Below are 23,980 nucleotides of genomic sequence, written 5' to 3' on the forward strand. Positions count from 1 at the left end.
GGGGTGATCACCGCTTTCCGTGCCGAGGTGGATCTGGCCCGGCTCGGGCGGCCGTTGGAGGCGCTGCTCGCGTTGCGGGTGCGGCCGCACACCACCCAGCTCGTCGAGCCGCTCCGGGCCTTCGTCTTCGGGTTGCCGGAGACGATCACCATGTTCCATGTCGCCGGGGCCGAGGACTTCCTGGTGCACGTCGCCGTCCGGGACGCCGACCACCTGCGGCGGCTGACCCTGGAGCACTTCCTGGTGCGGCCGGAGATCGTGCACCTGCAGACCACGCTCATCTTCAAGACCGAACACCAGCCCATCCAACGCCCAGCCACCCCCTGAACCGCCCTCTGAGAGGTGGAGGCCCCCGAGCCCCCTGCGGCCCACCCGCTGACCGGGCGGAGGCCAACGGACCGCCAGCCGAGCCCCCTTAGGCCGCCCTCTGACCAGGCGGAGGCCAACCGACCACCCGCCCGCGCCACCCCCTTACCGGGTGGAGGCCAACCGACCGCCCGCGTCCGGGCACCTCTGAGTGAGCAGCCCGTGCGGCCTTTCAGCCGCCCCTTTGAGCGGCGGAGATCACGCTGAAATCGGTTGAGGGCGAGCGGGCGGGGCTGGCACGATCATGGATATGGCCCTGCGCGTCACCACTCTCGCCGAACGTCCCCATCTCGCCGACGCCACGGCGGACATGCCCAGCGCATGGCCCACGTTCATGCTGAACGACCCGATGGCCGACCTCTACTACCCGTTCTGCGCGCGCGACCACGCCGAGCACATCCTGGTCGCCGACGACGACACCGACCCCGACGTGCCGGTGGCCCGGGCCTACACGGTGCCGTTCGCGCTGGCCGGGGACGAGTTGCCGGACGACGGCTGGGACGGGGTCATCCGCCGCAGCCACCTGGCCAAGGAGCGCGGCCGGGAGCGCGACCGCATCTCCGCCCTGGAGATCAGCATCCGCCCCGACCTGCTCGGCAAGGGCCTGTCGGGAGTGATGCTCGACGCCATGCGCGGCAACGCCATCCGGCTCGGCTTCAGCGAACTGGTCGCGCCGGTCCGGCCGAACCAGAAGCACGTCGAGCCCGAGACGCCCATGGAGGAGTACGCCTTCCGCATCCGCGAGGACGGCCTGCCGTACGACGCGTGGCTGCGCGTGCACGTGCGGGCCGGCGCGCGGATCGCCAAGGTGGCGCCGCGGTCGATGACGATCAGCGGCACGCTCGACGAGTGGCGCGGCTGGACGGGCCTGCCGTTCGACACCCCGGGCCAGCAGATCGTGCCCAAGGCGCTCTCCCCCGTGCACGTCGACCTCGTCCAGGACCACGCGGTCTACGTCGAGCCCAACGTGTGGGTCGTGCACACGCTCTGACGACCCCCGCCGGCCAGAAGTCGTGCACACGCTCTGACGGCCCCCGCCGGTCGAAGAATCGTGCCCCCGGCCGGTCAGGCCACGCAGAACTCGTTGCCCTCCGGATCGGTCATGGTGATCCACTCGGTCGGCCCCTGCCGGCCCTCGTGCAGGAAGGTCGCGCCGAGCCCGGCCAGCCGCTCCGCCTCGGCCTTGATCTTGTCGGCCCCCACGCGCACGTCGAGGTGGACCCGGTTCTTCACCGTCTTGCCCTCGGGCACGAGCTGGAAGAGCACCCGCGGCGCCCGCTCCAGGCCCTCGGGATGCCGGATCGCCGCGCCCTCCTTCCACACCAGCGCCCCCTTGTGCACCAGCGTGTCGGACTCCGTGGCATGGCCCTGCTCGACCATGCTCCGGATGAAGGCCTCGTCCTGCTTCTCCACCTCCCAGCCCAGCGCCTCGGCCCACCAGTCGGCCAAAGCGTGCGGGTCTGCGGAGTCGACGGCAACCTGGAAGTCGTAAGCCATGAGGGAACCTTAACCAGCGGGTCTGACAGAAAACCTGAGCGCGCCCGGCGCCGTGGCGGGCACCACGGGACTGCGCGGGCCCACCGGCTCCACCCGCCGGTACGGCAGGCCGGGCGCGGGCCGCGGATCGGCCTCGCCCAGGTTGGGCCAGAAGGACATCGCCCGCTCGGCCTGCGCGGCGATGGTGAGCGACGGGTTGACGCCGAGGTTGGCCGAGACCGCCGAACCGTCCACGATGTGCAGGCCGGGATACCCGAAGACCCGGTGGTAGGGGTCGATCACGCCCTCGTCGGCCGAGGCGCCGATGACGCAGCCGCCGAGGAAGTGCGCGGTGGTCGGGATGTCGAACAGGTCGAGCCAGGTGCCTCCGGCCACCCCGCCGACCTCCTCGGCCGCATGCCGTACCGCCTCGTGACCGGCGGGGATCCACGTCGGGTTGGGCTCGCCGTGGCCGGGCGAGGCCCGCAGGCCGAAGCGGCCGCCACGGACGATGAGCGAGTTGTCCTTGGCCTGCATGACCAGGGCGATCACTGTACGGCGCGACCAGTCGCGCAGGTTGAGCAGGCGGGCGGCACGCAGCGGGTCTCGGGCGACCTCGCGCAGGAAGGCCGGCCAGCGCCGCCGGCCGCCGTCGATCAGGAGAGTGCGCAGCAGGCCCATGGCGTTGGAGCCGTCGCCGTACCGCACCGGCTCGATGTGCGTGTCGGCCGTGGGGTGGATGGAGGAGGTGATCGCCACGCCCCGGTTGAGCGGCTCCTCCCCCACCGCCGGGCGCTCGACGCCGAGCAACGCCTCGGAGTTGGTGCGGGTCAGGTGGCCGAGCCGGGCCGACAGCCCGGGCAGGCTGCCGTCGGCCCGCTGCCGGTGCAGCAGCCGCTGCGTGCCGTACGTCCCGGCCGCGAAGACCACCTCCCGCGCGGTGAAGGTACGGCGGAGCCGCCACGACCCGGTCTTGCGCACGGTGATCAGGTAGCCGCCCTCGGACCGGGGCCGGACGGAGGTGACGGTGCACTCCGGGTAGACCTTGGCCCCGGCGCGTTCGGCGAGGTAGAGGTAGTTCTTGATGAGCATGTTCTTGGCGCCGTGCCGGCAGCCCGTCATGCACTCGCCGCACTGGACGCACCCCCGGCGCTCCGGCCCGGCGCCGCCGAAGTAGGGGTCGACGCCGTCCTCGCCGAAGTAGACGCCGACCGGGGCCAGGCGGAAGGTGTCGCCGCAGCCCATCCGCTCGGCGACCTTGCGCATCAGCGCGTCGGCCGGGGTGAAGGCCGGGTTGGTGACCACGCCGAGCATGCGCCGGGCCTGGTCGTAGTAGGGGGCCAGCTCGGCCCGCCAGTCGGTGATCGAGGCCCACTGCGGGTCGGCGAAGAACGGGTCGAGCGGCTCGTACAGGGTGTTGGCGTAGACCAGCGAGCCGCCGCCCACCCCGGCTCCGGCCAGCACCATGACCTTGCCGCCCGCCTCGCCGCGCAGCACGTGGATGCGCTGGATGCCCTTGAGGCCGAGCCACGGCGCCCACAGGAAGTCGCGGGCGTGCCAGGAGGACTTGGGCAGCGTCGACTCGTCGAAGCGGCGGCCCGCCTCCAGGACCGCGACGCGGTAACCCTTCTCGGTCAGTCGCAGCGCCGAGACGCTGCCGCCGAAGCCCGAACCGATCACCACGACGTCGTACTCGCTCACGGTGCCTGAGCTTAGTTCGTTTGTTCAGACCGGAAGGCTCAGGCAAGAATGACCCACTATGACGCTGTTTGCGCCGCTCAACGCATCGGACCCGGAGAGACTGGGGGACTACGCCCTCCTCGGCCGGCTCGGTGAGGGCGGGCAGGGAGTCGTCTACCTCGCCACCGCGCCCGACGACCGGCAGGTCGCGGTCAAATGGCTGCGGCCCGAACTGGCCGGGGACGAGGTGAGCGTCACCCGCTTCCTGCGCGAGGTGCACGTCGCCGAACAGGTGGCGCCCTTCTGCACCGCCGCGGTGCTGGCCAAGGGCGTGGCACAGGAGCGGCCGTTCATCGTCAGCGAGTACATCGAAGGGCCGTCGCTGCAGCGCATCGTCCTCGACGACGGGCCGCGCAGCGGGAACGGGCTGCTGCGGCTGGCCATCGGCACCGCGACCGCGCTGGCCGCGATCCACCAGGCGGGGATCGTGCACCGGGACTTCAAGCCGGCCAACGTGCTCCTCGCCGCCGACGGGCCCCGGGTGATCGACTTCGGCATCGCGCGGGCGCTGGACGCCAACGTCACCATCAGCAACATGCCGGTGGGGACGCCGTCGTACATGGCGCCCGAGCAGATCATGGGCGAGAAGGTCGGGGCGGCGGCCGACCTGTTCTCGTGGGCGAACACCATCGTGTACGCGGCCACGGGGCGAGCGCCGTTCGGGAACGACACCATGCACGCGGTCATCAACCGGGTCCTCAACCAGCCGCCCGACGTGAGCGCGCTGGAGGAAGGGCCGTTGAAGGAGGTCGTGCTGGCCTGCCTGGCCAAGGACCCCGGCGCCCGGCCCACTGCGGAGCAGGTCATCCACCGGCTGCTCCACCACCCCACCGCCCTGCCCGACGCCGCCGCAGCCGCCGCCGGCCCCCCATCCCTCGCCGGCCCCCACGCTCCCGGTTATCCCGGCCACCCGGGCGGGCCTGGGCACTCCGGGGCGCTCGCACCGCCCACTCCCCTGCCCGGCGGCCACCCGGGCGCGCCCCGGGGGTGGGTGGGGGAAGCGGGACAGGATGGAGGCCCCGCGAGCCAAGGCGGGCACCCCGCAGGCCAGGGCCGGAGTCCCGTGGGTCAGGGCGGGGGCCCCGGGCGGGCTGGGCGGGGAGGCTGGAGCGGGAGGCGGGGGCTGGTGATCGGGGCTGCGGCGGCGTTCGTGGCGGTCCTGGTGACCGGGCTGCTCCTGATCGCCCCCTGGAGCGCGGGAACCCAGGAGCCCCAGGTCGCCAAGCCACCCCCCGGCGGACCCACAGAACAGCCGGGTAAGCCATCCGACGGTTCCTCCAGGCAACCAACCAAGCAGCCCACCCAGCCCCCCACCGAACAACCGAAGCCCAAGACCAAAGCCACCCCCGTCCCCCTCCCCGGCGGCAAGGCGACCCTCTACGAGACCCGGGACGACCCCGTCCGCCTGACCTCCTACGAGATCCGCAACAGCGACGGCGAGTGGGTGGACTACGCCCGCGCCTCCCTGACCGGCAAGTTCGCCACCTATCCCGCCCACTGGGAGTCCCTCGTCTCCCCAGACGGCCGCTACCTGGCCGGCCGCGCCCGCGACTACACCCCCGACGGCTACGACCCGGTGATCATCACCGACCGCGAGACCGGCGCCCGCCACACCGTCAAAACCGTGAAACGCCCGCTCAACGCCAGCCTGCGAGCCTGGTCCAAGGACGGCACCCGCCTCCTGCTCAACGTGGAGCGCAACGTGGGCGGCGAGTGGGTGAACCTCGGCTTCACCGTCATCGACGTCCGGTCCAAGAAGGCCAGTACGGTCACCACCAAGGGCCGCTCAGCCTTCGGCTGGAACGGCGCCAGCGACGGCGTGGTGAGCTGGGACGCCGAGGCGGGCGCACTGCAGTTCCTCGACCTGTCCGGCCGGCTCCGCCGTACCGTCAAAGAGGTAGGCACCCTGCCGGCCGGCACCGACCGCCTCTTCTCCCCGTCGGGCCGGAGGTTCGTGACGACCTGCGCAGACGGCCGGCACTGCGTCTGGGACACCGCGACCGGCGAGAACACCACCCGTTTCACCTCCGACTGTGACAAGGTGCTCGGCTGGTTCGACGAGAACAGCCTGTACTGCTGGGAGCTGGACAACGGCCGCCGCCACGAGGTGCGGGTGGTCGGTTTCGACGGCCGGGCCGACCGCCTGCTGCTGGAGAGCGAGAAGGGCTTGGAGCTGAGCCCGGTGTTCACGCTGAACCATCCGACGTCATGACGCGTGTTAGGGACATGAAGCTGATCCGCACGGCCGCCGCCTCGGCCGCTCTCGCCGCCGCCTGTGCGGCCTGCACCGCCTCGCCGGGTTCTGAGCAGGCGGCTCCGCCGCGTTCCACGGTCGATCTGAGCGCCAACATCCGCCTGGTCGCCTACGACAGTTGCGAGGATCTGCTGGGCAAGTTGCGGGAGAAGGCCGCCGAGCAGGTCGGGCCGTACGGGTTCGGGATGGGCGGTTTCCCGGAGGCGTACGCGCGTTCGGACGTGCAGCCGGCGCAGGCCGACACCGCCATGGCGGAGGGCAAGTCCTCCGACTTCTCCTCGACGAACGTGCACGAAGCCGGTGTGGACGAGCCCGATCTGCTCAAGACGGACGGCAAGCGGGTGGTCACCGTCTCCAAGGGCGTGCTGCGGGTGATCGACGCGGCCACCCGCCAGGTGACCGGCACGCTGAACCTGGTGGACGACGAGCAGGACGCCTACATGCCGGCCAACCTGCTGCTCAGCGGTGACCGCGCGCTGGTGCTGACGCAGGACAGCCAGGTCTCCGGCGGGACCTACCTCGCCGACTACATCGCCCCGACCTCGCCCCGCTACGTGCTGGTGGACCTGTCGGGCGAGCCCAAGGTGATCGGCACCATCAAGACCTCCGGCACGCACGTGGACGCCCGGATGGTCGGCTCGACCGTCCGCCTGGTCACCCGGAACATGCCCAACATCACCTTCCCGCAGGCCAAGGGCGATGTCCCGGAGTCGGAGCGCAAGAAGGTCAACCAGGGCGTGGTCCGCCAGGCGCCGATCGAGGCCTGGCTGCCGAAGATCCAGATCACCGACGCCTCGGGCGCCGAGCGCAGCGCGAGCGTGCCGTGCGAGCGGGTCAGCCACCCGCAGGACTACACCGGCACCTCGATGCTGACCATGCACACCATCGACCTGGCCCAGGGGGTGACCGCGGCCGGCACCGACCCGTCCAGCCTGGTCGCCGACGGTGAGACCGTCTACAGCAACGGCACCGGTTTCTACGTCGCCAGCAATCCCCGCTGGTGGTGGCCCGGGCCGATCATGTTCCGCGGCGGTGCGGAGAGCTCGGCGAGCGCTTCGCCGGTGCCGCCGGAGGAGACCGAGGTGCACCGTTTCGACATCAGCCGGCCGGGCGCGCCGCGTTACGTCGCGAGCGCCAAGGTCCCCGGCCGGCTGCTGAACCAGTACTCGCTGTCGGAGCACGAGGGCCACCTCCGGGTCGCGACCACCCTGTCGAACGGGGGCCCGCAGCCCACCCAGCCGCCCGAGGACGCCAGCTCCAGCGGCGTCTACGTCTTCAAGACCGACACCATGCACAAGATCGGCGAGGTCACCGGCCTGGGCAAGGGCGAGCGCATCTACTCGGTGCGTTTCATGGGCCCGACCGGCTACGTCGTCACCTTCAAGCAGGTCGACCCGCTCTACACCCTCGACCTGCGCGACCCCGCCGCGCCCAAGGTCACCGGCGAGCTCAAGATCACCGGCTTCTCCGCCTACCTGCACCCGGCGGGCGAGGGACGGCTGATCGGCCTGGGCCAGGAGGCCAGCGAGAAGGGCCGCACGCTCGGCACCCAGCTCTCCCTGTTCGACGTGCGCGACCCGGCCAACCCGACCCGGCTCTCCCAGCTCTTCCAGAAGGACTCCGGCTCCGAGGCCGAGTGGGACCCGCACGCCTTCCTGTACTGGCCGAAGACCGGCCTGACCGTGGTGCCGCTGAACAGCTACAACGCCAAGGGCGTCAACAAGAGCGGCGCGCTGGTGCTGAGCGTGACCGACTCCGCGGTGACCAAGCTCGGGATGATCAGCCACCCGAAGGTCGAGCAGAAGGACTACACCTACGAGCCCGGCATCCAGCGCAGCCTGGTCATCGGCGACTCGTTGTGGACGCTCTCCGAGGTCGGCTTCAAGATCAACGACCTGGCCACGCTCACCGAGCAGGCGTTCGTCAAGCTGGGGTAGGCACCTCCAGCTCGCGCAGGGCGCGGCTGCCCGCCATGGCGGCGCAGACCACCACGAGCAGCCCGCCCAGCGCCAGCAGCGCGCCCGAGCCGCCGAGCGTCTCGGCCAGGGTCCCGCCCACCAGCGGGCTCAGCGGGACCAGCGCCATCGCGCTGGCCTGCAGCAGGGCGCTGACCCGGCCCATCATCTCGTCCGGCACCAGGGTGGACAGCAGCGTCTTCAGCACCACGTTCAGTGCCGGTACGGCCAGCATGCCCACCGCGATCGGCACCACCGGCCAGTACCGGCCGAGCGGCAGCGCGGCGAGCATCATGCAGCCGGCGAAGAGCGCGATCACGGTGAGGAAGAGCGGCCCGGCGGGCAGCAGCCGGCTCACCCGCGCGGCCAGGAGCGCCCCCGCCAGCCCGCCGACGCCCAGCGAGCCCACGACCACCCCGGCCGCGGTCGCCTCCCCGGCCCGCACGATCAGCGGGATGATCATCGAGTTGAGCATGAGGTTGGCGCCGAGCCCCAGCGCGATGGCCGCCCGGATGCCGGGCTGCCGCCACAGCCAGCCGGCCGCCTCGGCCACGTCGGCCCGCATGCTGCGCCGTTCCCGCGGCTCCCCCTCGGGCCGGCGCGGCACCCGCGCGGCCAGGACGCACGCCGCCGAGATCAGGAAGCTGATCGCGTCCACCAGGAACGGCAGCGTACGGCTCGCCGCGAACAGCAGCCCGCCGAGCGGCGGCCCGGCCAGGTTGGCGGCGTGCGAGCGCGCCTCGTCCTGCGCGAAGGCGGTGGGCAGCTGCGCCGCCGGGACCACCGCCCGGATCGCGGCCTGCTGCGCCGGCTCGAAGAAGGCCAGCGCGGCACCGCCCACCACGGCGGCGCCCAGCACGTGCGCCACCGAGACCCCGCCGGCGTAGTCGGCCACCACGACCGAGCCCCAGGCGGCGAAGGCCACCAGCTCGGCCCCCACCAGGATGCGCCGCCGGTCGAGCCGGTCGACCCAGACCCCGGCCGGCAGCGAGACCAGCGTGCCGGCCGCCATCGCGAGGAAGCTCACCAGGCCCGCGTAGGCCGCCGAGCCGGTGATGCCGAGCAGCAGCAGCGGCACCGCGATCCCGCTGATCGACGAGCCCAGCGCCGAGGCGGTGCCGCCGAGCCACAGGAGGTGGAAGCTCCGGTTTCGCCGTAACGGCGGTAAATCAGCCACCAGTTCCTTTTAGCGCATCCGTTCCGGAACCACCACCGGAACGATCTCCGGAGCGCCGAGCCGGATCGCGTCCGCCTCCTGGTCGCTGTCCTGCTCCTGTGAGCGGCGCTCGGCCTCCACGCGCTTGGTGAAGTACTCGACCTCCCGCTTGACCTGCTCGGCGTCCCACTCCAGTGGCCCGGCCAGCAGTTCGGCCGCCTCCTGGGCGACGGCGACGCCCCGGTGGAAGGTCTCGATGGAGACATGCGTGCGCCGGGTGAGCACGTCGTTCAGGTGGCGGGCGCCCTCGTGCGTGGCCGCGTAGACGACCTCCGCGCGCAGGTAGTCGTCGGCGCCCTGGAGCGGGCGGCCCAGGTCGGGGTCGGCGACGATGAGCTCCAGGACCTCCTCGATCAGCGAGCCGTACCGCTGCAGGAGGTGTTCGATCCTGGCCACGTGCAGCCCGGACTCGTGCGCCAGCCGGTGCCGCGAGTTCCACAGCGCCTGGTAGCCCTCCGCCCCGGCCAGCGGGATGCGGTCGGTGCACGAGGGCGGGACCCGCTGGTCGAGGCCGTGCGCCACGGCGTCGACCGCGTCCTTGGCCATGACCCGGTAGGTCGTGTACTTGCCTCCGGCGATCATCACCAGGCCGGGCACCGGGTGGGCGACGACGTGCTCGCGCGAGAGCTTGGAGGTCTCCTCCGACTCGCCCGACAGCAGTGGCCGCAGCCCGGCGTAGACGCCTTCGACGTCGTCGCGGGTGAGCGGCACGCTGAGCACCGCGTTGACGTGGTCGAGCAGGTAGTCGATGTCCACCCGCGAGGCCGCCGGGTGCGCCTTGTCGAGCGTCCACTCGGTGTCGGTGGTGCCGATGATCCAGTGCCGGCCCCACGGGATCACGAAGAGCACCGACTTCTCGGTGCGCAGGATGATCCCGGTCAGCGAGTGGATGCGGTCGCGCGGGACCAGCAGGTGGATGCCCTTGGAGGACTTCACGTGGATCTGGCCGCGCCCGCCGACCAGCTCTTGGATGTCGTCGGTCCAGACGCCGGTGGCGTTGACCACCTGCCGGGCGCGGATCTCGACCTCGCCGCCCTCCTCCAGGTCGCGCACCCGCACGCCGGTCACGCGCTCGCCCTCGCGCAGGAAGCCGACGACCTGGGCGCGCTGCGCGACGTGCGCCCCGTAGGCGGAGGCCGTGCGCAGCAGGGTCATCACGTAGCGGGCGTCGTCCACCTGGGCGTCCCAGTATTGGATCGCTCCCGTGAAGGCGGTACGGCGCAGCGCCGGGGCCAGCCGCAGGGCACGCGTACGGGACAGGTGGCGGTGCGCCGGAACGCCCCTGGTCAAGCCGGAAGCGTAGCCCAAGGTGTCATAGAGCGCCACGCCCGCCCCGACATAGGGACGTTCCCAGCCGTAGTGCGTCATCGGGAACAGGAACGGCACCGGCCGCACCAGGTGCGGGGCGATGCGCTGGAGCAGCAGCGCTCGCTCCTGCAAGGCCTCGCGCACCAGCTCGAAATTGAGCTGCTCCAGGTAGCGAAGCCCGCCGTGGATCAACTTGGACGAGCGCGAGGAGGTGCCGGAGGCGAAGTCCCGCGCCTCCACCAGACCCACGTCCAGGCCACGCGTGGCGGCGTCGAGCGCGACGCCCGCACCCACCACGCCACCGCCGACCACCACCACGTCGAGCTCACGGGTGGCCATGGCGTCCAGAGCCGCCGTGCGCTCGGCGGGTCCAAGTCGAGCGGTGCCAAGTCTTGCCGTCATCGAAACCCCCAGGTGTCGCGTCTGCGTCCGAAACGTACCCGCTTTGGGGGTGGTCGAGCGATCAGGCCCTGATGACCTTGACCCCCGCGTCAGTGAACCGCGAGGCCTGCTCTTCCGGCAACCGCTCGTCGGTGACGAGCGTGTCGATCCGGGACAGTTCGCAGATCCGGGCGAAGGCCCGCCGGCCCACCTTGGAGGCGTCGGCGACCACCACGACCTGGGCGGCCCTGCTGATCAGCAGGCTGTTGACGCTCGCCTCGCCCTCGTGGTGGGCGGAGGCGCCCTGCTCGACGTCGATGGCGTCGACGCCGAGGAAGGCGACGTCGAGGGTGACCTGGTCGAGGATGCCGTTGGCCAGCGGCCCGATCAGCTCGTAGGACTGCTGGCGGGCGACGCCGCCGGTGACGACGATCTTGACGTGCTGCCGGACGGCCAGCTCGGCGGCGATGTTGAGCGCGTTGGTGACGATGGTGAAGCCCGACTCCAGCGAGGAGCGCGTGGCCAGGTTGCGGGCCAGCTCGGAGGTGGTGGTGCCGCCGTTCATGCCGACCACCGCGCCGGGCCCGACCAGCTCGCCGGCGGCGGCCGCGATCCGGTGCTTCTCGTCGGCGTGCCGGGCGGTCTTGTAGCGCAGGGGCAGGTCGTAGCTGACGCTCTGCGCCACGGCTCCGCCGCGGGTGCGCATGAGCATCTGCTGCTGCGCTAGTTGGTCGAAGTCCCGCCGCACGGTGGCCGTGGAGACGTCCAGCGCCTCGGCAGCCTGCTCGACCGAGAGCCTTCCCTCCTCGGCGAGGAGGGCGAGAATCGCGTTCCATCTGTCGTAGCGACTCATGCGCCAAGACTAGCGAAACCCGGCCCTGCCCAAATCTGCAGCTTTGTGCTATAAAATTGGCAGAAACAAGCATCTATGGAGGTAAGTGGTGGCCACCCACACCGAGGCCGAAATCGCGTCCCAGCCCGACTGCTGGGAGCGCGCCGTCGAGAGCGTGCCCACCGACGCCCTGCCCAAGCCCGGCGAGCGGGTCGCCGTCGTCGGCTGCGGCACCTCCTGGTTCATCGCCATGGCCTACGCCACCCTGCGTGAGCAGGCCGGACTCGGCGAGACCGACGCGTTCGCGGCCTCGGAGTTCCCCTTCGGCCGCCGCTACGACCGGGTGCTCGCGCTGAGCCGGTCCGGCACCACGACCGAGGTGCTGGAGCTGCTGCGCCGTAGCGACCTCAAGGCGACGGCGATCACCGCCGACCCGAACACGCCGATCATGACGCTGGCCGACCAGGTCGTCGTGCTCGACTACGCCGACGAGAAGTCGGTCGTGCAGACCCGGTTCGCCACCACGCAGCTCGCTCTGCTGCGGGCCAGCCTGGGCGAGGACCTGACCGGCGCCATCGCCGACGCCCGCGACGCGCTGGCCGCGCCGTTGACCGGCGTGGAGGCCGAGCAGTTCACCTTCCTCGGCGCCGGCTGGTCGGTCGGCCTGGCACAGGAGGCGGCGCTCAAGATGCGCGAGGCCTCCCGCTCCTGGACCGAGGCCTACCCGGCGATGGAGTACCGGCACGGCCCGATCAGCATCGCCGGCCCCGGCCGGGTGACCTGGATGCTCGGCGCCGCCCCCGAGGGCCTGCGCGAGCAGGTCGAGGCGACCGGCGGCACCTTCCTGGAGTCGGGCCGCGACCCCATGGCCGAGCTGGTGCTCGCCCAGCGGGTGGCGGTCGCCCGCGCCTTCGCCCGCGGACTGGACCCCGACGAGCCGTTGCACCTGACCCGATCTGTGATTCTTTCTTCATGAGCCTCACACTGACCGACGCGCTGATCGTCACTCCCGACGAGACCCACGAGGGCTGGCTGACCATCGAGGACGGCCGGATCACCCACGTGGGTCATGGCGCGGCCCCCCGCCCCGGGCACAGCCTCGGCGGCAAGCACGTCCTGCCGGGCTTCGTGGACATCCACAACCACGGAGCCGCCGGGGGTTCCTTCCCCACCGGCGACCAGGCCGCCGCCCGCACCGCCGTCGAGCACCACCGCCGGCACGGCACCACCACGCTGGTCGCCTCGCTGGTCACCGGGCCGCTCGACGACCTGGCGGCGGCCGCCTCCTCGCTGGCCGACCTGTGCGAGGACGGGCTGCTGGCCGGCCTGCACTTCGAGGGCCCGTACATCAACAAGGCCCGGTGCGGCGCGCACAACCCCGCCCAGCTCCGCGAGCCGAACGTGGCGGAGGTCGAGCGGCTGATCAAGGCCGGCCGCGGCCACGTCCGGATGCTCACCATCGCCGGCGAGCTGCCCAATGCCCTCGACGTCATCCGCCTGGCCGTCGCCGAGAACGTGCTGGCCGCGCTCGGCCACAGCGACGCGACCTACGAGCAGACGCTGGCCGGCATCGAGGCCGGCGCCCGCGTGGCGACCCACCTGTACAACGCGATGCCGCCGCTCGGCCACCGCGCCCCCGGCCCGATCGCCGCCCTGCTGGAGGACCCGCGGGTCACCGTCGAGCTGATCAACGACGGCGTGCATGTGCACCCGGCCATGCTCAAGCTCGCCTACGCCGCCGCCGGGCCCGCCCGCAGCGCGCTGATCACCGACGCCATGGCCGCCACCGGCCTCGGCGACGGCACCTACCTGCTCGGCTCGATGGAGGTCCAGGTCAGCGCGGGCGTCGCCCGGCTCACCGAGGGCGGGTCCATCGCCGGCAGCACCCTCACCATGGACGAGGCCCTGCGCCGCTCGGTCCGCGAGGTGGGCCTCAGCCTGCCCGAGGCCTCCGTCGTCGCCTCGCTCACCCCGGCCCGCGTGCTCGGCCTCGACGCCGAGATCGGCTCCATCGCCGTCGGCAAGCGGGCCGACCTGGTCGTGCTCGACGCCGACCTGTCCGTCGACACCGTCATGAAGCAAGGCGCCTGGATCTGATGATCGTCACCGTGACGCTGAACGCCGCCCTCGATGTCACCTACCAGGTCGGCGAGGTCGACTGGGAGGGCGTGAACCGCGTCCGGTCCGTGCACCGGCGAGCCGGCGGCAAGGGCGTCAACGTCGCCCGCGTGCTGGTCGCCCTCGGCCAGGAGGTGATCGTCACCGGCCTCGCCGGCGGCCTCACCGGCCAGGCCATCAAGGCCGACCTGGAGGCCTCCGGCCTGCCCGACGCGTTCGTCCGCGTCGCCGGCGAGTCGCGCAGCACCCTGGTCGTCGCCCCCTCCCACGGCGGAGCCGCCCTGTTCAACGAGCCGGGACCCGAGGTCTCGGCCGCCGAGCTGGCCTGCTTCCTCGACACCTTCGACGGCCTGGCCAAAGGCGCCCAGGCCGTGGTGGTGTCCGGCAGCCTGCCGCGAGGGGTGCCCACCGATGTCTACGCCGAGATCGCGCGGCGGGCCGCCTGCCCGGTCATCGTCGACGCCGACGGCGAGGCCCTGCGCCAGGCCGTCCCCGGCCGCCCCGCGCTGATCAAGCCGAACGCCGAGGAGCTCGCGCGGGCCGTGCCCGGCGCCTCGCCCGAGGAGGCCGCCCGCCACCTGATGGCCGAGGGCGCCGGGGCCGTGGTCGTGTCCATGGGCGCCGACGGCCTGCTCGCGGTGACCCCGGAAGGCGCCTTCCGTGCGCGCATGCCGTACCGGGTGGAAGGCAACCCGACCGGCGCGGGCGACGCGCTGGTCGCCGGGCTGGCCCTGGGCCTGGTCGGCGGCGAGCCCTGGCCGGAGCGCCTGCGCCGCGCGGCGGCGCTGGGCGCGGCGGCCGTGGCCACCCCCGTCGCCGGGGAGATCGACCACGAGGTCTTCTCCGAGCTGCAGCCCAAGATCGTGATCGAGTAAAGGGAGCCCCAGATGCCTCTCGTCGGAACCGGCGACATTCTCGCCAGCAGCCCCCACGGGGCGGGCGCGTTCAACGTGATCCTGCTGGAGCACGCCACCGCCATCGTGGCCGGGGCCGAGGCGGCCGGGCTGCCGGTCATCCTGCAGATCAGCGAGAACTGCGTGCGCTACCACGGCGCGCTGGAGCCGATCGCCGCCGCCTCGCTGGCCGTGGCGCGCGCGGCGAAGGTGCCGGTCTCGGTGCACCTCGACCACGCCACCGACCGCGCGCTGGTCGAGCAGGCCGTCGAGCTGGGCGTCGGCTCGGTCATGTTCGACGCCTCCGCGCTGTCCGACGAGGAGAACGTGGCGCAGACCGCCTCGGTCGCCGAGTGGTGTCACGCCCGGGGCGTCTGGGTGGAGGCCGAGCTCGGCGAGGTGGGCGGCAAGGACGGCGTGCACGCGCCCGGCGCGCGCACCAAGCCGCACGAGGCGGTCGACTACGTGGCCCGCACCGGCGTGGACGCGCTCGCCGTCGCCGTGGGCAGCTCGCACGCGATGACCACCAAGGACGCGGTGCTCGACCTCGGCCTGATCGCCGAGCTGCGCGCCGCCGTGCCCGTGCCGCTCGTCCTGCACGGCTCGTCCGGCGTGCCCGACGAGACGCTGCGCGAGGCGGTACGGCACGGCATGAAGAAGATCAACATCGCCACGCACCTGAACAAGGCGTTCACCGGCGCGGTCCGCGAGCACCTGGCGGCCAACCCGTCGAACGTGGACCCGCGCAAGTACGTGAAGGCCGGCCGCGAGGCGGTGGCCCGCGAGGTCGAGCACCTGCTCGGCGTGCTCGGCTAGAGCTCCTTGCGGAAGTGCACGGCCTGGCGGCCCTTGAGCCCGACCACGCCCTGCGACACGTACCCCAGGGACTCGTACAACCGGATGTTCCTGGCCATCTTGACGTTGGTGTAGAGGCGCAGCGCGCTCAGCCCGAGCCGCCGCGCCTCCGCCTCCGCGAAGGCGAGCAGTTCCCGCCCGATGCCCTGCCCGTGCAGCCCCGGGCGGACCGCGACGTTGTCCACCAGCAGCACGTCCGGCTCGGGGATCAGCACGATGAGCGCCCGGTCGCCGTCGAGGTGCACGTGACCGGCCTCGATCAGCGCGCGGTAGTCGGACTCCAGCGGCAGCGGCGGCGTGCCGATCACCTCGATCCACGGCTCGTAGGCCGCCCGCACGATCTCCTCGACGGTCTTCCGGTCGTCCTCGGTCGCGATCCGCATGGCCGCGATCCTAGCCAGAGCGGAACGGCCGGCCGCGACCCCGGTCAGAGCACCCGTTCGACGGCGGCGTCGACCAGCCTGCGGACCTCGTCCTCGGTGAAGATGTCGGGCAACGTCAGCCGCTCGACGATCAGCCAGTTGAGCGCCAGGTACAGCAACAGCACCGAGGTGTCGTCCCCCGGCAGGCCCGAGGCGGCCTGGTAGGCCAGGTTGGCGTCGATGTCCTCGCGGATCCGCTTGGTCAGCACCGCCCGCAGCTCCGGCCGCCGGGTCGCCTCCAGCCGCAGCTCCAGCAGGGCCAGGTAGCCCGAGCGGAAGGCGGTGATGCGCTCGACCAGCTCCTGCATCAGCTCCACGTAGCGCTCGCGGGTGCGCGGCCCGGTGTGCCCTTCGGCCAGGGTGGCGTCGTCCGGCAGCAGCCGCTCGTAGATCCGGCCGCCGGCCTGGGTGAACAGCTCGTCGCGGTTGGCGAAGTAGTTGGACGCCGTGCCCGGCGGGACCTCCGCCTGGGCGTCCACCGCGCGGAAGGTCAGCCCGCGGGCGCCCTCCCGGGCCAGCACCTCGATCGCCGCGTCCACCAGCGCCTGCCGGCGTTCCGGATTCTTCCGCATTGACACCACTCCACATGTAGTACTACGGTGAAACCACTCCAAACAGAGTACTCCAAACGAAGTGAGATGCATATGCGAAAGCTCGTGTACTACGTGGCCCTCACCATCGACGGCTACATCGCCGGGCCCGGCGGCGAGGTCGACTTCTACCCCGTGGCCGACGACATGATGGCGTGGATGAACGAGCGTTACCCCGAGACCGTGCCCACCCACGTGCGCAAGATGGTGGGCATGCCGGTGGACACGCCCAATGTCAGCTTCGACACCATGGTCATGGGCCGCGGCACCTACGACCCGGCCTTGGAGCACGGCATCACCAACCCGTACGGGCACATGCGCCAGTACGTGGTCTCCACGACGCTCGGCGAGATCGCCGACCCCGCCGTGGAACTGGTGACCGGCGACCCCGTCGAGCTGGTGCGCGAGCTCAAGGCGGAGGAGAGCGACAAGGACGTCTGGCTGGCCGGTGGCGGCAAGCTGGCCGGCTCGCTCTTCGCCGAGGTCGACGAGCTGGTGATCAAGTCCTACCCGGTGGTCGGCGGCGCCGGCCTGCCCGCCTTCGCCGGCGGGTTCACCCCGACCGCGTTCACGCCGACCGCGCGTCAGGAGTTCAGCAACGGCGCCCAGGTCACCTGGTTCAGCCGCGCATGATCGGGAGCACGGGTGCCGGGGTGAACCACCCGGCACCCGCCCTCGTCAGTAGGGTGTGACCTTCCGTCTAGTGGCTCTTCTCGGCTTGATCGCCTCGCTCGTCCTGGCGAGCCCGTCGGCCGCGTGCGCCTGCAAGTGCGTGCCTTTCACCCTGGCCACCGGGGTGCAGAATCCCGTCATCTTCTCGGGGACCGTGACCACCAGCCGCCTGACCGGCAACCGGGTCGTCGTCACGCTCGCCGTGGACCGCGTCTACAAGGGCAAGCCGGGCCGCACCGCCCGGGTGACCACCGCCACCGAGTCCGCCGCGTGCGGCTTCTCCTTCGCCAAGGACCGCCGCTACCTGGTCTTCGCCACCGAGCAGGACGGCCTCCTGGCCACCACGAGCTGCGCCGGGACCCGCCGGATCAAGCCCGGCCCCGGCCTGGTCCCCGCCGGTGCGGCCTTCGGCGACCCGTTCCGCGAGCAGGAACTCCTCGCCGCCCTCGGCCCGGCCGCCTCCGGCACCGAGCGCCCCGAGACACCGGCCAAGCCCACCTCCAGCACGGAACGTCCCGCGGAGATGGCGACCACGAGTCCGGTGGCGGCCTCCTCGGGAACCGGCACCACGCCGGCCGTCGTCGGCGGCGCCGCGCTCCTGCTGGCCCTCGGCCTCCTGCTCGTCCTCAGGCTTCGCCGGAACCGATCGGAGTAGACCATGCGCATCCTCGCCGTCCTCAGCCTCCTGGCCGGGCTGGTCCTGATCCCGGCCGGCGCCGCGTGCGCCTGCTCCTGCGCGCCCTTCGAGCCGGTCCGCGCCGCGAAGGAGACGCCGCTGATCTTCACCGGCACCGTGACCGACCTCCGCCCCGCCCCGTCCACCGGCCCCGCCGGTCCGACGCCGATGATCGCCACCATCCAGGCCGATCACCTCTACAAGGGCGAGCCGCGCGCCACCTACGAGGTCGCCACCGCGTCCGACAGCGCCGCCTGCGGCTACAACTTCAGCAAGGGCACCCGCTACCTGGTCTACGCCGGCACCGGCGAGTCCGGCCTGCTCGGCGAGCAGGACCCGGGCACCGGCTTCCACACCTCGCTGTGCTCGGGCAACGCGGTCGTCGCCGCCGGGCGTGGTCCCGTGACCACGGCCGACTTCCCCGAGCCGGCCAAGGCCGAGGCCGTCCTGGACGCCCTCCCCGCCCCCCAGCCCGCCCCGGCCGGCAGGCCCACCGGAAACACCTCCGACCCGGCTCAGGACCCCTCGGCCGTCCCGGCCGCCGGGTCCGGGGCCGCCTCGCCGCCGTCGCCGCTGGTCCCCGCCGTCGTGGCCGGGGCCGCCGCCGTGCTCGGCCTGCTCACCTGGCTGCTGGTACGGCGCCGCCGTACCCCGTCCGCGACCTGAACCCGGGTCAGCCGGCCGCCCCCTCCTCGGGACGCGGCCGGCGGACCGGCGTCAACGACCCGGCCACCGCGATCAGCACGATCCCCGCCCCGGCGGCCAGCATCACCGCGGGCACCCCGAACCCCGCCACCGCCAGCGTGAGCAGCGCCGCCCCCGCCGGCCCGAGCGCGAAGTGGATCGTCCAGAACGCCGAGGTGACCCGCCCGAGCAAATGGCTCGGCGTGATCTCCTGCCGCAACGTCTGCGAGCAGATCCCGGCCACCGCCTGCCCGAGGAAGTACCCCATCATGATCGCGGCGAGCCCGATCACCCCCGGCCCGACCCCCACGGCCGCGATCACCAGGCCGGAGAAGCTGACCGCCCCGATCCACGTCCCCCCGAACCCGAACCGCCGGCGCAACCGGGTGAGCGCGCTGGCGCCCAGGATCGAGCCGACCGCCCCGCAGGCCAGCACGAGACCGACCGCGTCGTCGTTCTGCCGCAGATCGTGCTTGAGGTAGTAGATGACGATGTCGTCCAGCCCGCTGGTCAGGAAGATGTAGCAGGTCAGCAGGATGGTCAGCGCCCGCAGCACCGGCTGGCGGAACAGGAAGCGCGCCCCGTCGAAGAAGCCGCCCCGATCGGCCGCCGCGACCGGCTCGGCGGGCCGCAGCCGGACGAGCAGCAGCCCCACGGCCGAGACCGCGAAGGTCAGCGCGTCGATGCCGAGCGCGACCGCCGGACCGTACAACTGGGAGGTGAGGCCGGCCAGCGCCGGCCCGCCGATGCCGCCGAGCGCGTAGACCGCGTACAGCCGGCTGTTGGCCTGGGTGAGCTGCTCCCGGTCGTCCACCAGCGCGGGCACCACGGTGACGTAGGTGACCTGGAACAACATGCCGATCGCCGCCGCCAGCGGCATGATCACGTACAGCAGCCAGATCTGCGGCGAGAAGAACCACACCACCGGCACCGCGGCGAACAGCACCGCCCGGACCACGTCGCACAGGATCAGCAGCCGCCTGCGGTCGAACCGGTCGGCGATCACCCCGGCGAACGTCCCCGCCAGCAGCGAGGCCACCGCGGAGGTGCCGGTCAGCAACCCCATCTGCACGACCGAGCCCGTCTCCTGCAACACCAGCAGCGGTACGGCTATCGCGGAGAAGGAGTCACCGGCGACGGACAACGCCTGGATGGTGAGGAAGATCAGGAAGTTCCGGTTTCTCCACAAAGACACCCGCCCGATCATGCCGCACCGGCCCACCCCACCGACAAACCCTTTTCCCCGGCGAGCACCACGGTCACCTATGCGGCGAGCACCCCGATCCCCGAGAAATGCTCCTGTGCGGCGAAGCCAGGCCCCCGCCGCACAAGGAAAAAGCCCCTACCGCTGAGGCGGCGCCACCACAACCTCAACCCGCTGGAACTCCTTGATGTCGGAGTACCCGGTCGAAGCCATCGTCCGCTTCAACGCCCCCATCAGGTTCATCGACCCGTCAGCCGCACTGGACGGCCCATGCAGCACCTGCTCCAACGACCCGACCGTCCCGAAATGCACCCGCTTGCCCCGAGGCAGATCCGGGTGGTGCGCCTCAGACCCCCAGTGGAACCCGTGCCCGGGCGCCTCGGTGGCCCGCGCCAGCGGCGACCCGACCATGACCGCGTCCGCCCCGCAGGCGATGGCCTTGGCGATGTCACCGGAGGTCCCCATGCCACCGTCGGCGATCACGTGCACGTACCGGCCGCCGGACTCGTCCATGTAGTCCCGCCGCGCCGCGGCCACGTCGGAGATCGCGGTCGCCATCGGCACGGCCACGCCCAGCACTGTGCGGGTGGTGTGCGAGGCGCCGCCGCCGAAGCCGACGAGCACGCCGGCCGCGCCGGTGCGCATCAGGTGCAGCGCCGCGGTGTACGTGGCGCACCCGCCGACGATCACCGGGACGTCGAGCTCGTAGATGAACTGCTTGAGGTTGAGCGGCTCGGCGTTGCCCGAGACGTGCTCGGCCGAGACGGTCGTGCCACGGATGACGAAGATGTCCACCCCGGCGTCGATGACCGCCTTGTGGTACTTCACCGTCTTCTGCGGCGAAAGCCGTACCGCGGTGGTGACGCCGGCGGCGCGGATCTCCTCGATCCGGCGGCCGATCAGCTCCTCCTTGATCGGCTCCGTGTAGATCTCCTGGAGCCGGCGGGTGGCCGCCGCGTCGTCGAGCGTCGAGCACTCCTCCAGGAGCGGCAGCGGGTCCTCGTACCGCGTCCAGAGCCCTTCGAGGTCGAGCGGGGCCAGGCCGCCGAGGCGGCCGATCTCGACGGCGGTGGCCGGCGAGACCACGCTGTCCATGGGCGCCACGACGAGCGGCGACTCGAAGCGGTAGGCGTCGATCTGCCAGGCGATCGAGACCTCTTCGGGGTCGCGGGTGCGGCGCGAGGGCACCAGGCCGATCTCGTCGAGCGCGTAGGCACGGCGACCGGACTTGCCGCGGCCGATCTCCACCTGCTGGGTCATCTGTATTGCCTTATCTTCCGTGGTAGTTCGGGGCCTCGACCGTCATCTGGATGTCGTGCGGGTGGCTCTCCTTGAGTCCCGCCGACGTGATCGGCATGAGCTGGCCCTTCTCGTGCAGCTCGGCGATCGTCCGGGAGCCGGTGTACCACATGCCCTGGTGGAGGCCGCCGACGAGCTGGTGCACGACCGCCGCGACCGGGCCGCGGTAGGGGACCTGACCCTCGATGCCCTCGGGGATGTACTTCTCCTCGGTGGACACGTCGGCCTGGCCGTACCGGTCCTTGGAGAAGGAGGCGCCGCCGCGCTCGCGGTTGCGGACCGCGCCCAGCGAGCCCATGCCCCGGTAGGACTTGAACTGCTTGCCGTTGATGAAGATGAGCTGGCCGGGCGACTCCTCGCAGCCGGCCAGCAGCGAGCCGAGCATGACGGTGTCGGCGCCGGCGGCGATCGCCTTGGCGATGTCGCCGGAGTACTGGAGGCCGCCGTCGCCGACGACCGGAACCCCGGCCGGGGCGCAGGCGAGCGAGGCCTGGTGGATCGCGGTGATCTGCGGGGCGCCGACCCCGGCGACCACGCGGGTGGTGCAGATCGAGCCGGGGCCCACGCCGACCTTGACCGCGTCGGCGCCGGCGTCGACGATCATCTGCGCGCCCGCGCGGGTGGCGATGTTGCCGCCGATGACCTGGACCTTGCTGTTGGCCTTGAGCTTGCCGATCATGTCGGCCAGGCCCTTGGAGTGACCCTGGGCGACGTCCACGACGATCACGTCGACGCCCGCGTCGATCAGGGCCTTGGCACGCTCCTCGGCGTCACCGGCCACGCCGATCGCCGCGCCGACCATGAGGCGGCCGTCGGCGTCCTTGGTGGACAGCGGGTACTGCTCGCTCTTGGTGAAGTCCTTGACCGTGATGAGCCCGCGCAGCCGGCCGTCGGCGTCGACCAGGGGCAGCTTCTCGATCTTGTTCTGCTTGAGCAGCGCGAAGGCGTCGTCGCTGGAGACGCCGACCGGGGCGGTGACCAGCGGCATCGGGGTCATGACCTCGCGGACCGGGCGCGCGTGGTCGGTCTCGAAGCGCATGTCGCGGTTGGTGACGATGCCGACCAGGGTGCCGTCGGCGGAGGTGACCGGGACGCCCGAGATGCGGTAGGTGGCGCACAGGCGCTCGACGTCGGCGAGGGTGTCGTCGGGGGTGCAGGTGACCGGGTTGGTGACCATCCCGGCCTCGGAGCGCTTGACCAGGTCGGCCTGGGTGGCCTGCTCCTCGATCGACAGGTTGCGGTGCAGGATGCCGATGCCGCCCTGCCGGGCCATCGCGACGGCCATGCGGGCCTCGGTCACGGTGTCCATCGCGGCGGACAGCAACGGGACGTTGAGCGTGATCCCCCGGGTCAGGCGCGACGCGGTCGAGGCCTCACCCGGTTGCATGTCCGAATACGCGGGCACCAGTAGCACGTCATCGAACGTGAGACCGGTTTCGGTGAATTTGGACATGCGGCGGACCCCTCCCCAGCGCTGACGGTGGTATCAGTCTAGGGGGTGGGCCAAAATCGGCTGTGCCCGGCGGGGAACCCCGGCCCGGAAGGCGTCACGGGGGTCACGGCCGCGAGGTCAGCGGCCGGGAGGACGACGACCCCCACGAGGGGACGACCCGAGGTCCTCCCCCTGGACCGTCGTCCGTCCCGGCACGCGAAAGCGCCAGGGGATCGGCCGGCCGGTGATCCGACCGATCCCCCAGCCACCGGCACCGCGCGGGGCGCGCTCGGGCCACCGAACCCCCCTCCGCGTCCTGATGGCCACGCCACTCGCGTCCTGGTGCCGACGCTGGGTTAAGACTGCGTTACTGGTAGATGCGCACGCAATGTCAAAAAGTGCAATTGCACGAAGTTGCACGCCCCGCGCCCGAGTCCGCGCAACCCCCGGACAGGAGCGGGCTTCCGGGTTATCCTCGCGGCACGCCGGACACCTCCGTCAGCCGCGACCCCCCTACGGAGCCCGCACATGCGCTACGAGACCTCCTCACCGCCTCCCGTGCTCGGCGAGGCGGGCGACCCGCTGGAGACCCTGGGCCTCGACCCGGCCCAGGCCGCCCTGTACACCGCGGCGTTGCGCCTGCACCGCGCCACGGTCCGCGAACTGGCCCAGGCCATGGACGGGCCGGTCGACGCGGTCGGCCGCCAGCTCGACGAGCTGGTCCGGCTGGGCGTGATCGACGAGCGGTCGGGCCAGTACCTCGCCCGGCACCCCGCCGCCGCGCTCGGCCGGCTGATCGCCGAGCGGCTCGACCGGCTGGCCGAGGAGAGCCGGCGCATCGACTCGGCCCTCAGCTCCATCCGCAGCCTGATCCGCGACTACGACGCCGGGCGCGACTTCCAGGACGGTCCGATCGCGGTCGAGGCGGTGAGCGGGGCGGACATCCTCTACGAGAGCGTGGTGGGGATGGCGGTCCAGTCGCCGTCGATGGAGGTGCGCACCGTCATGCCGGACGAGCGCACCATGGACGACTTTGTCCAGAAATTTGCGGATCTGTGGGTCGATGCCCAGGAGCGCGGGCTGCTCACGGTCAACGCGATCATCCCCGTGGCCACGCTCTCGCAGCCCGGCGTGCGCGAGCAGGCGATGCGCCTCATCGAGACCGGTGGCCAGGTCCGCACCCTCGACCGGCTGCCGAGCTGGTTCATGACCGCCGGCCAGGGCGTCGCGGGGCTGCCCGCGCAGTGGGGCGGCAACCTGCCCGACCACGCCTACAACTTCTACCTGGTCCGGGCGCACATCGTGGTCGGCGTGCTGCGCGCCCTGTTCGCCGAGCTGTGGGGCCGCGCGGTGCCGCTGCCGTGGGGCCGCCGGGCCGACGGCATGACGCAGGTGATCCGGCTGGCCGCGCAGGGCATGTGCGACGAGTCGATCGCCCGCCAGCTCGGCATCTCGGTGCGCACGGTGCGGGCCCGCTTCGCCGACGCGATGACCGAGCTCGGCGCCCAGTCCCGTTTCCACGCCGGCGTCGAGGCCGCGCGCCGGGGGTGGCTCAGCTCCTGATGGGCGGGTGATCACCCACCACCTCGGCATCCCGCTGCGCCCAT

22 protein-coding genes are annotated in these 23,980 nt (G+C 72.0%); 12 read left to right on the top strand and 10 right to left on the bottom strand.

The window, feature by feature from the left end; all coding sequences use genetic code 11:
* Positions 1 to 3 precede the first annotated feature (3 nt).
* Both ACIBG7_RS04270 and ACIBG7_RS04275 read left to right on the top strand, forming a co-directional pair.
* Positions 4 to 327, top strand: coding sequence for an Lrp/AsnC family transcriptional regulator (locus tag ACIBG7_RS04270; RefSeq protein WP_397335138.1), 324 nt, complete (start codon positions 4 to 6; stop codon positions 325 to 327).
* A 289-nt stretch (positions 328 to 616) separates the two neighbouring features.
* On the top strand, positions 617 to 1,357 hold the full coding sequence (locus tag ACIBG7_RS04275; protein WP_397335139.1) for an N-acetyltransferase: 741 nt from the start codon (positions 617 to 619) through the stop codon (positions 1,355 to 1,357).
* A gap of 74 nt (positions 1,358 to 1,431) precedes the next feature.
* Here ACIBG7_RS04275 and ACIBG7_RS04280 read toward each other — a convergent pair whose 3' ends face one another.
* Both ACIBG7_RS04280 and ACIBG7_RS04285 read right to left on the bottom strand, forming a co-directional pair.
* Positions 1,432 to 1,863, bottom strand: coding sequence for a VOC family protein (locus ACIBG7_RS04280; protein WP_357915993.1), 432 nt, complete (start codon positions 1,861 to 1,863; stop codon positions 1,432 to 1,434).
* Positions 1,864 to 1,872: 9 nt separating this feature from the next.
* On the bottom strand, positions 1,873 to 3,543 hold the full coding sequence (locus tag ACIBG7_RS04285; RefSeq protein WP_397335140.1) for an FAD-dependent oxidoreductase: 1,671 nt from the start codon (positions 3,541 to 3,543) through the stop codon (positions 1,873 to 1,875).
* A 58-nt stretch (positions 3,544 to 3,601) separates the two neighbouring features.
* Here ACIBG7_RS04285 and ACIBG7_RS04290 point away from each other — a divergent pair, with 58 nt between their 5' ends.
* Positions 3,602 to 5,794: a protein kinase gene (locus ACIBG7_RS04290; protein WP_397335141.1), complete on the top strand. Its 2,193-nt coding sequence runs from the start codon at positions 3,602 to 3,604 to the stop codon at positions 5,792 to 5,794.
* The gene (locus ACIBG7_RS04295; RefSeq protein ID WP_397335142.1) at positions 5,791 to 7,773 is read left to right on the top strand and encodes a beta-propeller domain-containing protein; all 1,983 of its coding nucleotides are present in this window, start codon (positions 5,791 to 5,793) and stop codon (positions 7,771 to 7,773) included. The genes ACIBG7_RS04290 and ACIBG7_RS04295 overlap by 4 nt, the downstream gene beginning before the upstream one ends.
* Here ACIBG7_RS04295 and ACIBG7_RS04300 read toward each other — a convergent pair.
* The 3 genes from ACIBG7_RS04300 to ACIBG7_RS04310 all read right to left on the bottom strand — a co-directional run bounded on the left by ACIBG7_RS04300 (position 7,760) and on the right by ACIBG7_RS04310 (position 11,549).
* Positions 7,760 to 8,968, bottom strand: coding sequence for an MFS transporter (locus ACIBG7_RS04300; protein WP_357915982.1), 1,209 nt, complete (start codon positions 8,966 to 8,968; stop codon positions 7,760 to 7,762). The two genes, ACIBG7_RS04295 and ACIBG7_RS04300, sit on opposite strands and share 14 nt — an antisense overlap.
* Before the next feature lie 9 nt (positions 8,969 to 8,977).
* Complete coding sequence (locus ACIBG7_RS04305) at positions 8,978 to 10,717, bottom strand: glycerol-3-phosphate dehydrogenase/oxidase (RefSeq protein ID WP_357915979.1); 1,740 nt, start codon at positions 10,715 to 10,717, stop codon at positions 8,978 to 8,980.
* A gap of 61 nt (positions 10,718 to 10,778) precedes the next feature.
* Positions 10,779 to 11,549, bottom strand: a complete 771-nt coding sequence (locus ACIBG7_RS04310; protein WP_357915977.1) for a DeoR/GlpR family DNA-binding transcription regulator — start codon at positions 11,547 to 11,549, stop codon at positions 10,779 to 10,781.
* An 88-nt stretch (positions 11,550 to 11,637) separates the two neighbouring features.
* Here ACIBG7_RS04310 and ACIBG7_RS04315 point away from each other — a divergent pair, with 88 nt between their 5' ends.
* From ACIBG7_RS04315 to ACIBG7_RS04330, 4 genes are read left to right on the top strand one after another with little or no spacing between them, the layout of a single operon-like run.
* Positions 11,638 to 12,504: an SIS domain-containing protein gene (locus tag ACIBG7_RS04315; RefSeq protein WP_357915974.1), complete on the top strand. Its 867-nt coding sequence runs from the start codon at positions 11,638 to 11,640 to the stop codon at positions 12,502 to 12,504.
* Complete coding sequence (gene nagA, locus ACIBG7_RS04320) at positions 12,501 to 13,625, top strand: N-acetylglucosamine-6-phosphate deacetylase (protein WP_397335144.1); 1,125 nt, start codon at positions 12,501 to 12,503, stop codon at positions 13,623 to 13,625. Before ACIBG7_RS04315 ends, nagA begins: the two co-directional genes overlap by 4 nt.
* A complete protein-coding gene (locus tag ACIBG7_RS04325) occupies positions 13,625 to 14,521 on the top strand; it encodes a 1-phosphofructokinase family hexose kinase (protein ID WP_357915968.1) in 897 nt (298 codons plus the stop codon). The genes nagA and ACIBG7_RS04325 overlap by 1 nt, the downstream gene beginning before the upstream one ends.
* A gap of 12 nt (positions 14,522 to 14,533) precedes the next feature.
* Complete coding sequence (locus tag ACIBG7_RS04330) at positions 14,534 to 15,355, top strand: ketose-bisphosphate aldolase (RefSeq protein WP_397335145.1); 822 nt, start codon at positions 14,534 to 14,536, stop codon at positions 15,353 to 15,355.
* Here the strand turns inward: ACIBG7_RS04330 and ACIBG7_RS04335 are convergent.
* Together ACIBG7_RS04335 and ACIBG7_RS04340 are read right to left on the bottom strand one after the other, a co-directional pair.
* Positions 15,352 to 15,777, bottom strand: a complete 426-nt coding sequence (locus tag ACIBG7_RS04335) for a GNAT family N-acetyltransferase (RefSeq protein WP_357915962.1) — start codon at positions 15,775 to 15,777, stop codon at positions 15,352 to 15,354. The two genes, ACIBG7_RS04330 and ACIBG7_RS04335, sit on opposite strands and share 4 nt — an antisense overlap.
* Positions 15,778 to 15,821: 44 nt before the next feature.
* Positions 15,822 to 16,388 (bottom strand): TetR family transcriptional regulator, encoded by a 567-nt coding sequence (locus ACIBG7_RS04340; RefSeq protein WP_357915959.1) that lies wholly within the window; start codon positions 16,386 to 16,388, stop codon positions 15,822 to 15,824.
* 72 nt (positions 16,389 to 16,460) lie between these two features.
* Here ACIBG7_RS04340 and ACIBG7_RS04345 point away from each other — a divergent pair, with 72 nt between their 5' ends.
* The 3 genes from ACIBG7_RS04345 to ACIBG7_RS04355 all read left to right on the top strand — a co-directional run bounded on the left by ACIBG7_RS04345 (position 16,461) and on the right by ACIBG7_RS04355 (position 18,420).
* Positions 16,461 to 17,039, top strand: coding sequence for a dihydrofolate reductase family protein (locus ACIBG7_RS04345; protein ID WP_397335146.1), 579 nt, complete (start codon positions 16,461 to 16,463; stop codon positions 17,037 to 17,039).
* A 70-nt stretch (positions 17,040 to 17,109) separates the two neighbouring features.
* Complete coding sequence (locus tag ACIBG7_RS04350; RefSeq protein WP_397335147.1) at positions 17,110 to 17,733, top strand: hypothetical protein; 624 nt, start codon at positions 17,110 to 17,112, stop codon at positions 17,731 to 17,733.
* Between the two features lie 3 nt (positions 17,734 to 17,736).
* Entirely contained in the window at positions 17,737 to 18,420 is a 684-nt protein-coding gene (locus ACIBG7_RS04355) for a hypothetical protein (RefSeq protein WP_357915951.1), read from the top strand.
* 7 nt (positions 18,421 to 18,427) lie between these two features.
* Here ACIBG7_RS04355 and ACIBG7_RS04360 read toward each other — a convergent pair whose 3' ends face one another.
* The 3 genes from ACIBG7_RS04360 to guaB form a co-directional block, all read right to left on the bottom strand.
* On the bottom strand, positions 18,428 to 19,633 hold the full coding sequence (locus ACIBG7_RS04360) for an MFS transporter (protein ID WP_357915948.1): 1,206 nt from the start codon (positions 19,631 to 19,633) through the stop codon (positions 18,428 to 18,430).
* 147 nt (positions 19,634 to 19,780) lie between these two features.
* Positions 19,781 to 20,902 carry a GuaB3 family IMP dehydrogenase-related protein gene (locus ACIBG7_RS04365; protein ID WP_357915945.1) on the bottom strand — a complete coding sequence of 374 codons (1,122 nt, stop codon included), beginning with the start codon at positions 20,900 to 20,902 and terminating at the stop codon, positions 19,781 to 19,783.
* A 10-nt stretch (positions 20,903 to 20,912) separates the two neighbouring features.
* A complete protein-coding gene (guaB, locus tag ACIBG7_RS04370) occupies positions 20,913 to 22,394 on the bottom strand; it encodes an IMP dehydrogenase (protein WP_357915942.1) in 1,482 nt (493 codons plus the stop codon).
* 507 nt (positions 22,395 to 22,901) lie between these two features.
* Between guaB and ACIBG7_RS04375 the strand changes: the two genes are divergently transcribed.
* Complete coding sequence (locus ACIBG7_RS04375; protein ID WP_357915939.1) at positions 22,902 to 23,936, top strand: helix-turn-helix domain-containing protein; 1,035 nt, start codon at positions 22,902 to 22,904, stop codon at positions 23,934 to 23,936.
* The last annotated feature ends 44 nt before the right edge of the window (positions 23,937 to 23,980 follow it).

The organism is Nonomuraea sp. NPDC050328 (assembly GCF_044459405.1).
In the GTDB taxonomy this organism is placed as follows: Bacteria; Actinomycetota; Actinomycetes; order Streptosporangiales; family Streptosporangiaceae; genus Nonomuraea.

What these genes read in the sequence shown, in the direction of transcription:
- ACIBG7_RS04275 (WP_397335139.1), top strand. Translation starts at nt 617, where the DNA reads ATGGCCCTGCGCGTCACCACTCTCGCCGAACGTCCCCATCTCGCCGAC.
- ACIBG7_RS04280 (WP_357915993.1), bottom strand. Translation starts at nt 1,863, where the DNA reads ATGGCTTACGACTTCCAGGTTGCCGTCGACTCCGCAGACCCGCACGCT.
- ACIBG7_RS04290 (WP_397335141.1), top strand. Translation starts at nt 3,602, where the DNA reads ATGACGCTGTTTGCGCCGCTCAACGCATCGGACCCGGAGAGACTGGGG.
- ACIBG7_RS04295 (WP_397335142.1), top strand. Translation starts at nt 5,791, where the DNA reads ATGACGCGTGTTAGGGACATGAAGCTGATCCGCACGGCCGCCGCCTCG.
- ACIBG7_RS04305 (WP_357915979.1), bottom strand. Translation starts at nt 10,717, where the DNA reads ATGACGGCAAGACTTGGCACCGCTCGACTTGGACCCGCCGAGCGCACG.
- ACIBG7_RS04310 (WP_357915977.1), bottom strand. Translation starts at nt 11,549, where the DNA reads ATGAGTCGCTACGACAGATGGAACGCGATTCTCGCCCTCCTCGCCGAG.
- nagA (WP_397335144.1), top strand. Translation starts at nt 12,501, where the DNA reads ATGAGCCTCACACTGACCGACGCGCTGATCGTCACTCCCGACGAGACC.
- ACIBG7_RS04325 (WP_357915968.1), top strand. Translation starts at nt 13,625, where the DNA reads ATGATCGTCACCGTGACGCTGAACGCCGCCCTCGATGTCACCTACCAG.
- ACIBG7_RS04330 (WP_397335145.1), top strand. Translation starts at nt 14,534, where the DNA reads ATGCCTCTCGTCGGAACCGGCGACATTCTCGCCAGCAGCCCCCACGGG.
- ACIBG7_RS04335 (WP_357915962.1), bottom strand. Translation starts at nt 15,777, where the DNA reads ATGCGGATCGCGACCGAGGACGACCGGAAGACCGTCGAGGAGATCGTG.
- ACIBG7_RS04340 (WP_357915959.1), bottom strand. Translation starts at nt 16,388, where the DNA reads ATGCGGAAGAATCCGGAACGCCGGCAGGCGCTGGTGGACGCGGCGATC.
- ACIBG7_RS04345 (WP_397335146.1), top strand. Translation starts at nt 16,461, where the DNA reads ATGCGAAAGCTCGTGTACTACGTGGCCCTCACCATCGACGGCTACATC.
- ACIBG7_RS04355 (WP_357915951.1), top strand. Translation starts at nt 17,737, where the DNA reads ATGCGCATCCTCGCCGTCCTCAGCCTCCTGGCCGGGCTGGTCCTGATC.
- ACIBG7_RS04365 (WP_357915945.1), bottom strand. Translation starts at nt 20,902, where the DNA reads ATGACCCAGCAGGTGGAGATCGGCCGCGGCAAGTCCGGTCGCCGTGCC.
- guaB (WP_357915942.1), bottom strand. Translation starts at nt 22,394, where the DNA reads ATGTCCAAATTCACCGAAACCGGTCTCACGTTCGATGACGTGCTACTG.
- ACIBG7_RS04375 (WP_357915939.1), top strand. Translation starts at nt 22,902, where the DNA reads ATGCGCTACGAGACCTCCTCACCGCCTCCCGTGCTCGGCGAGGCGGGC.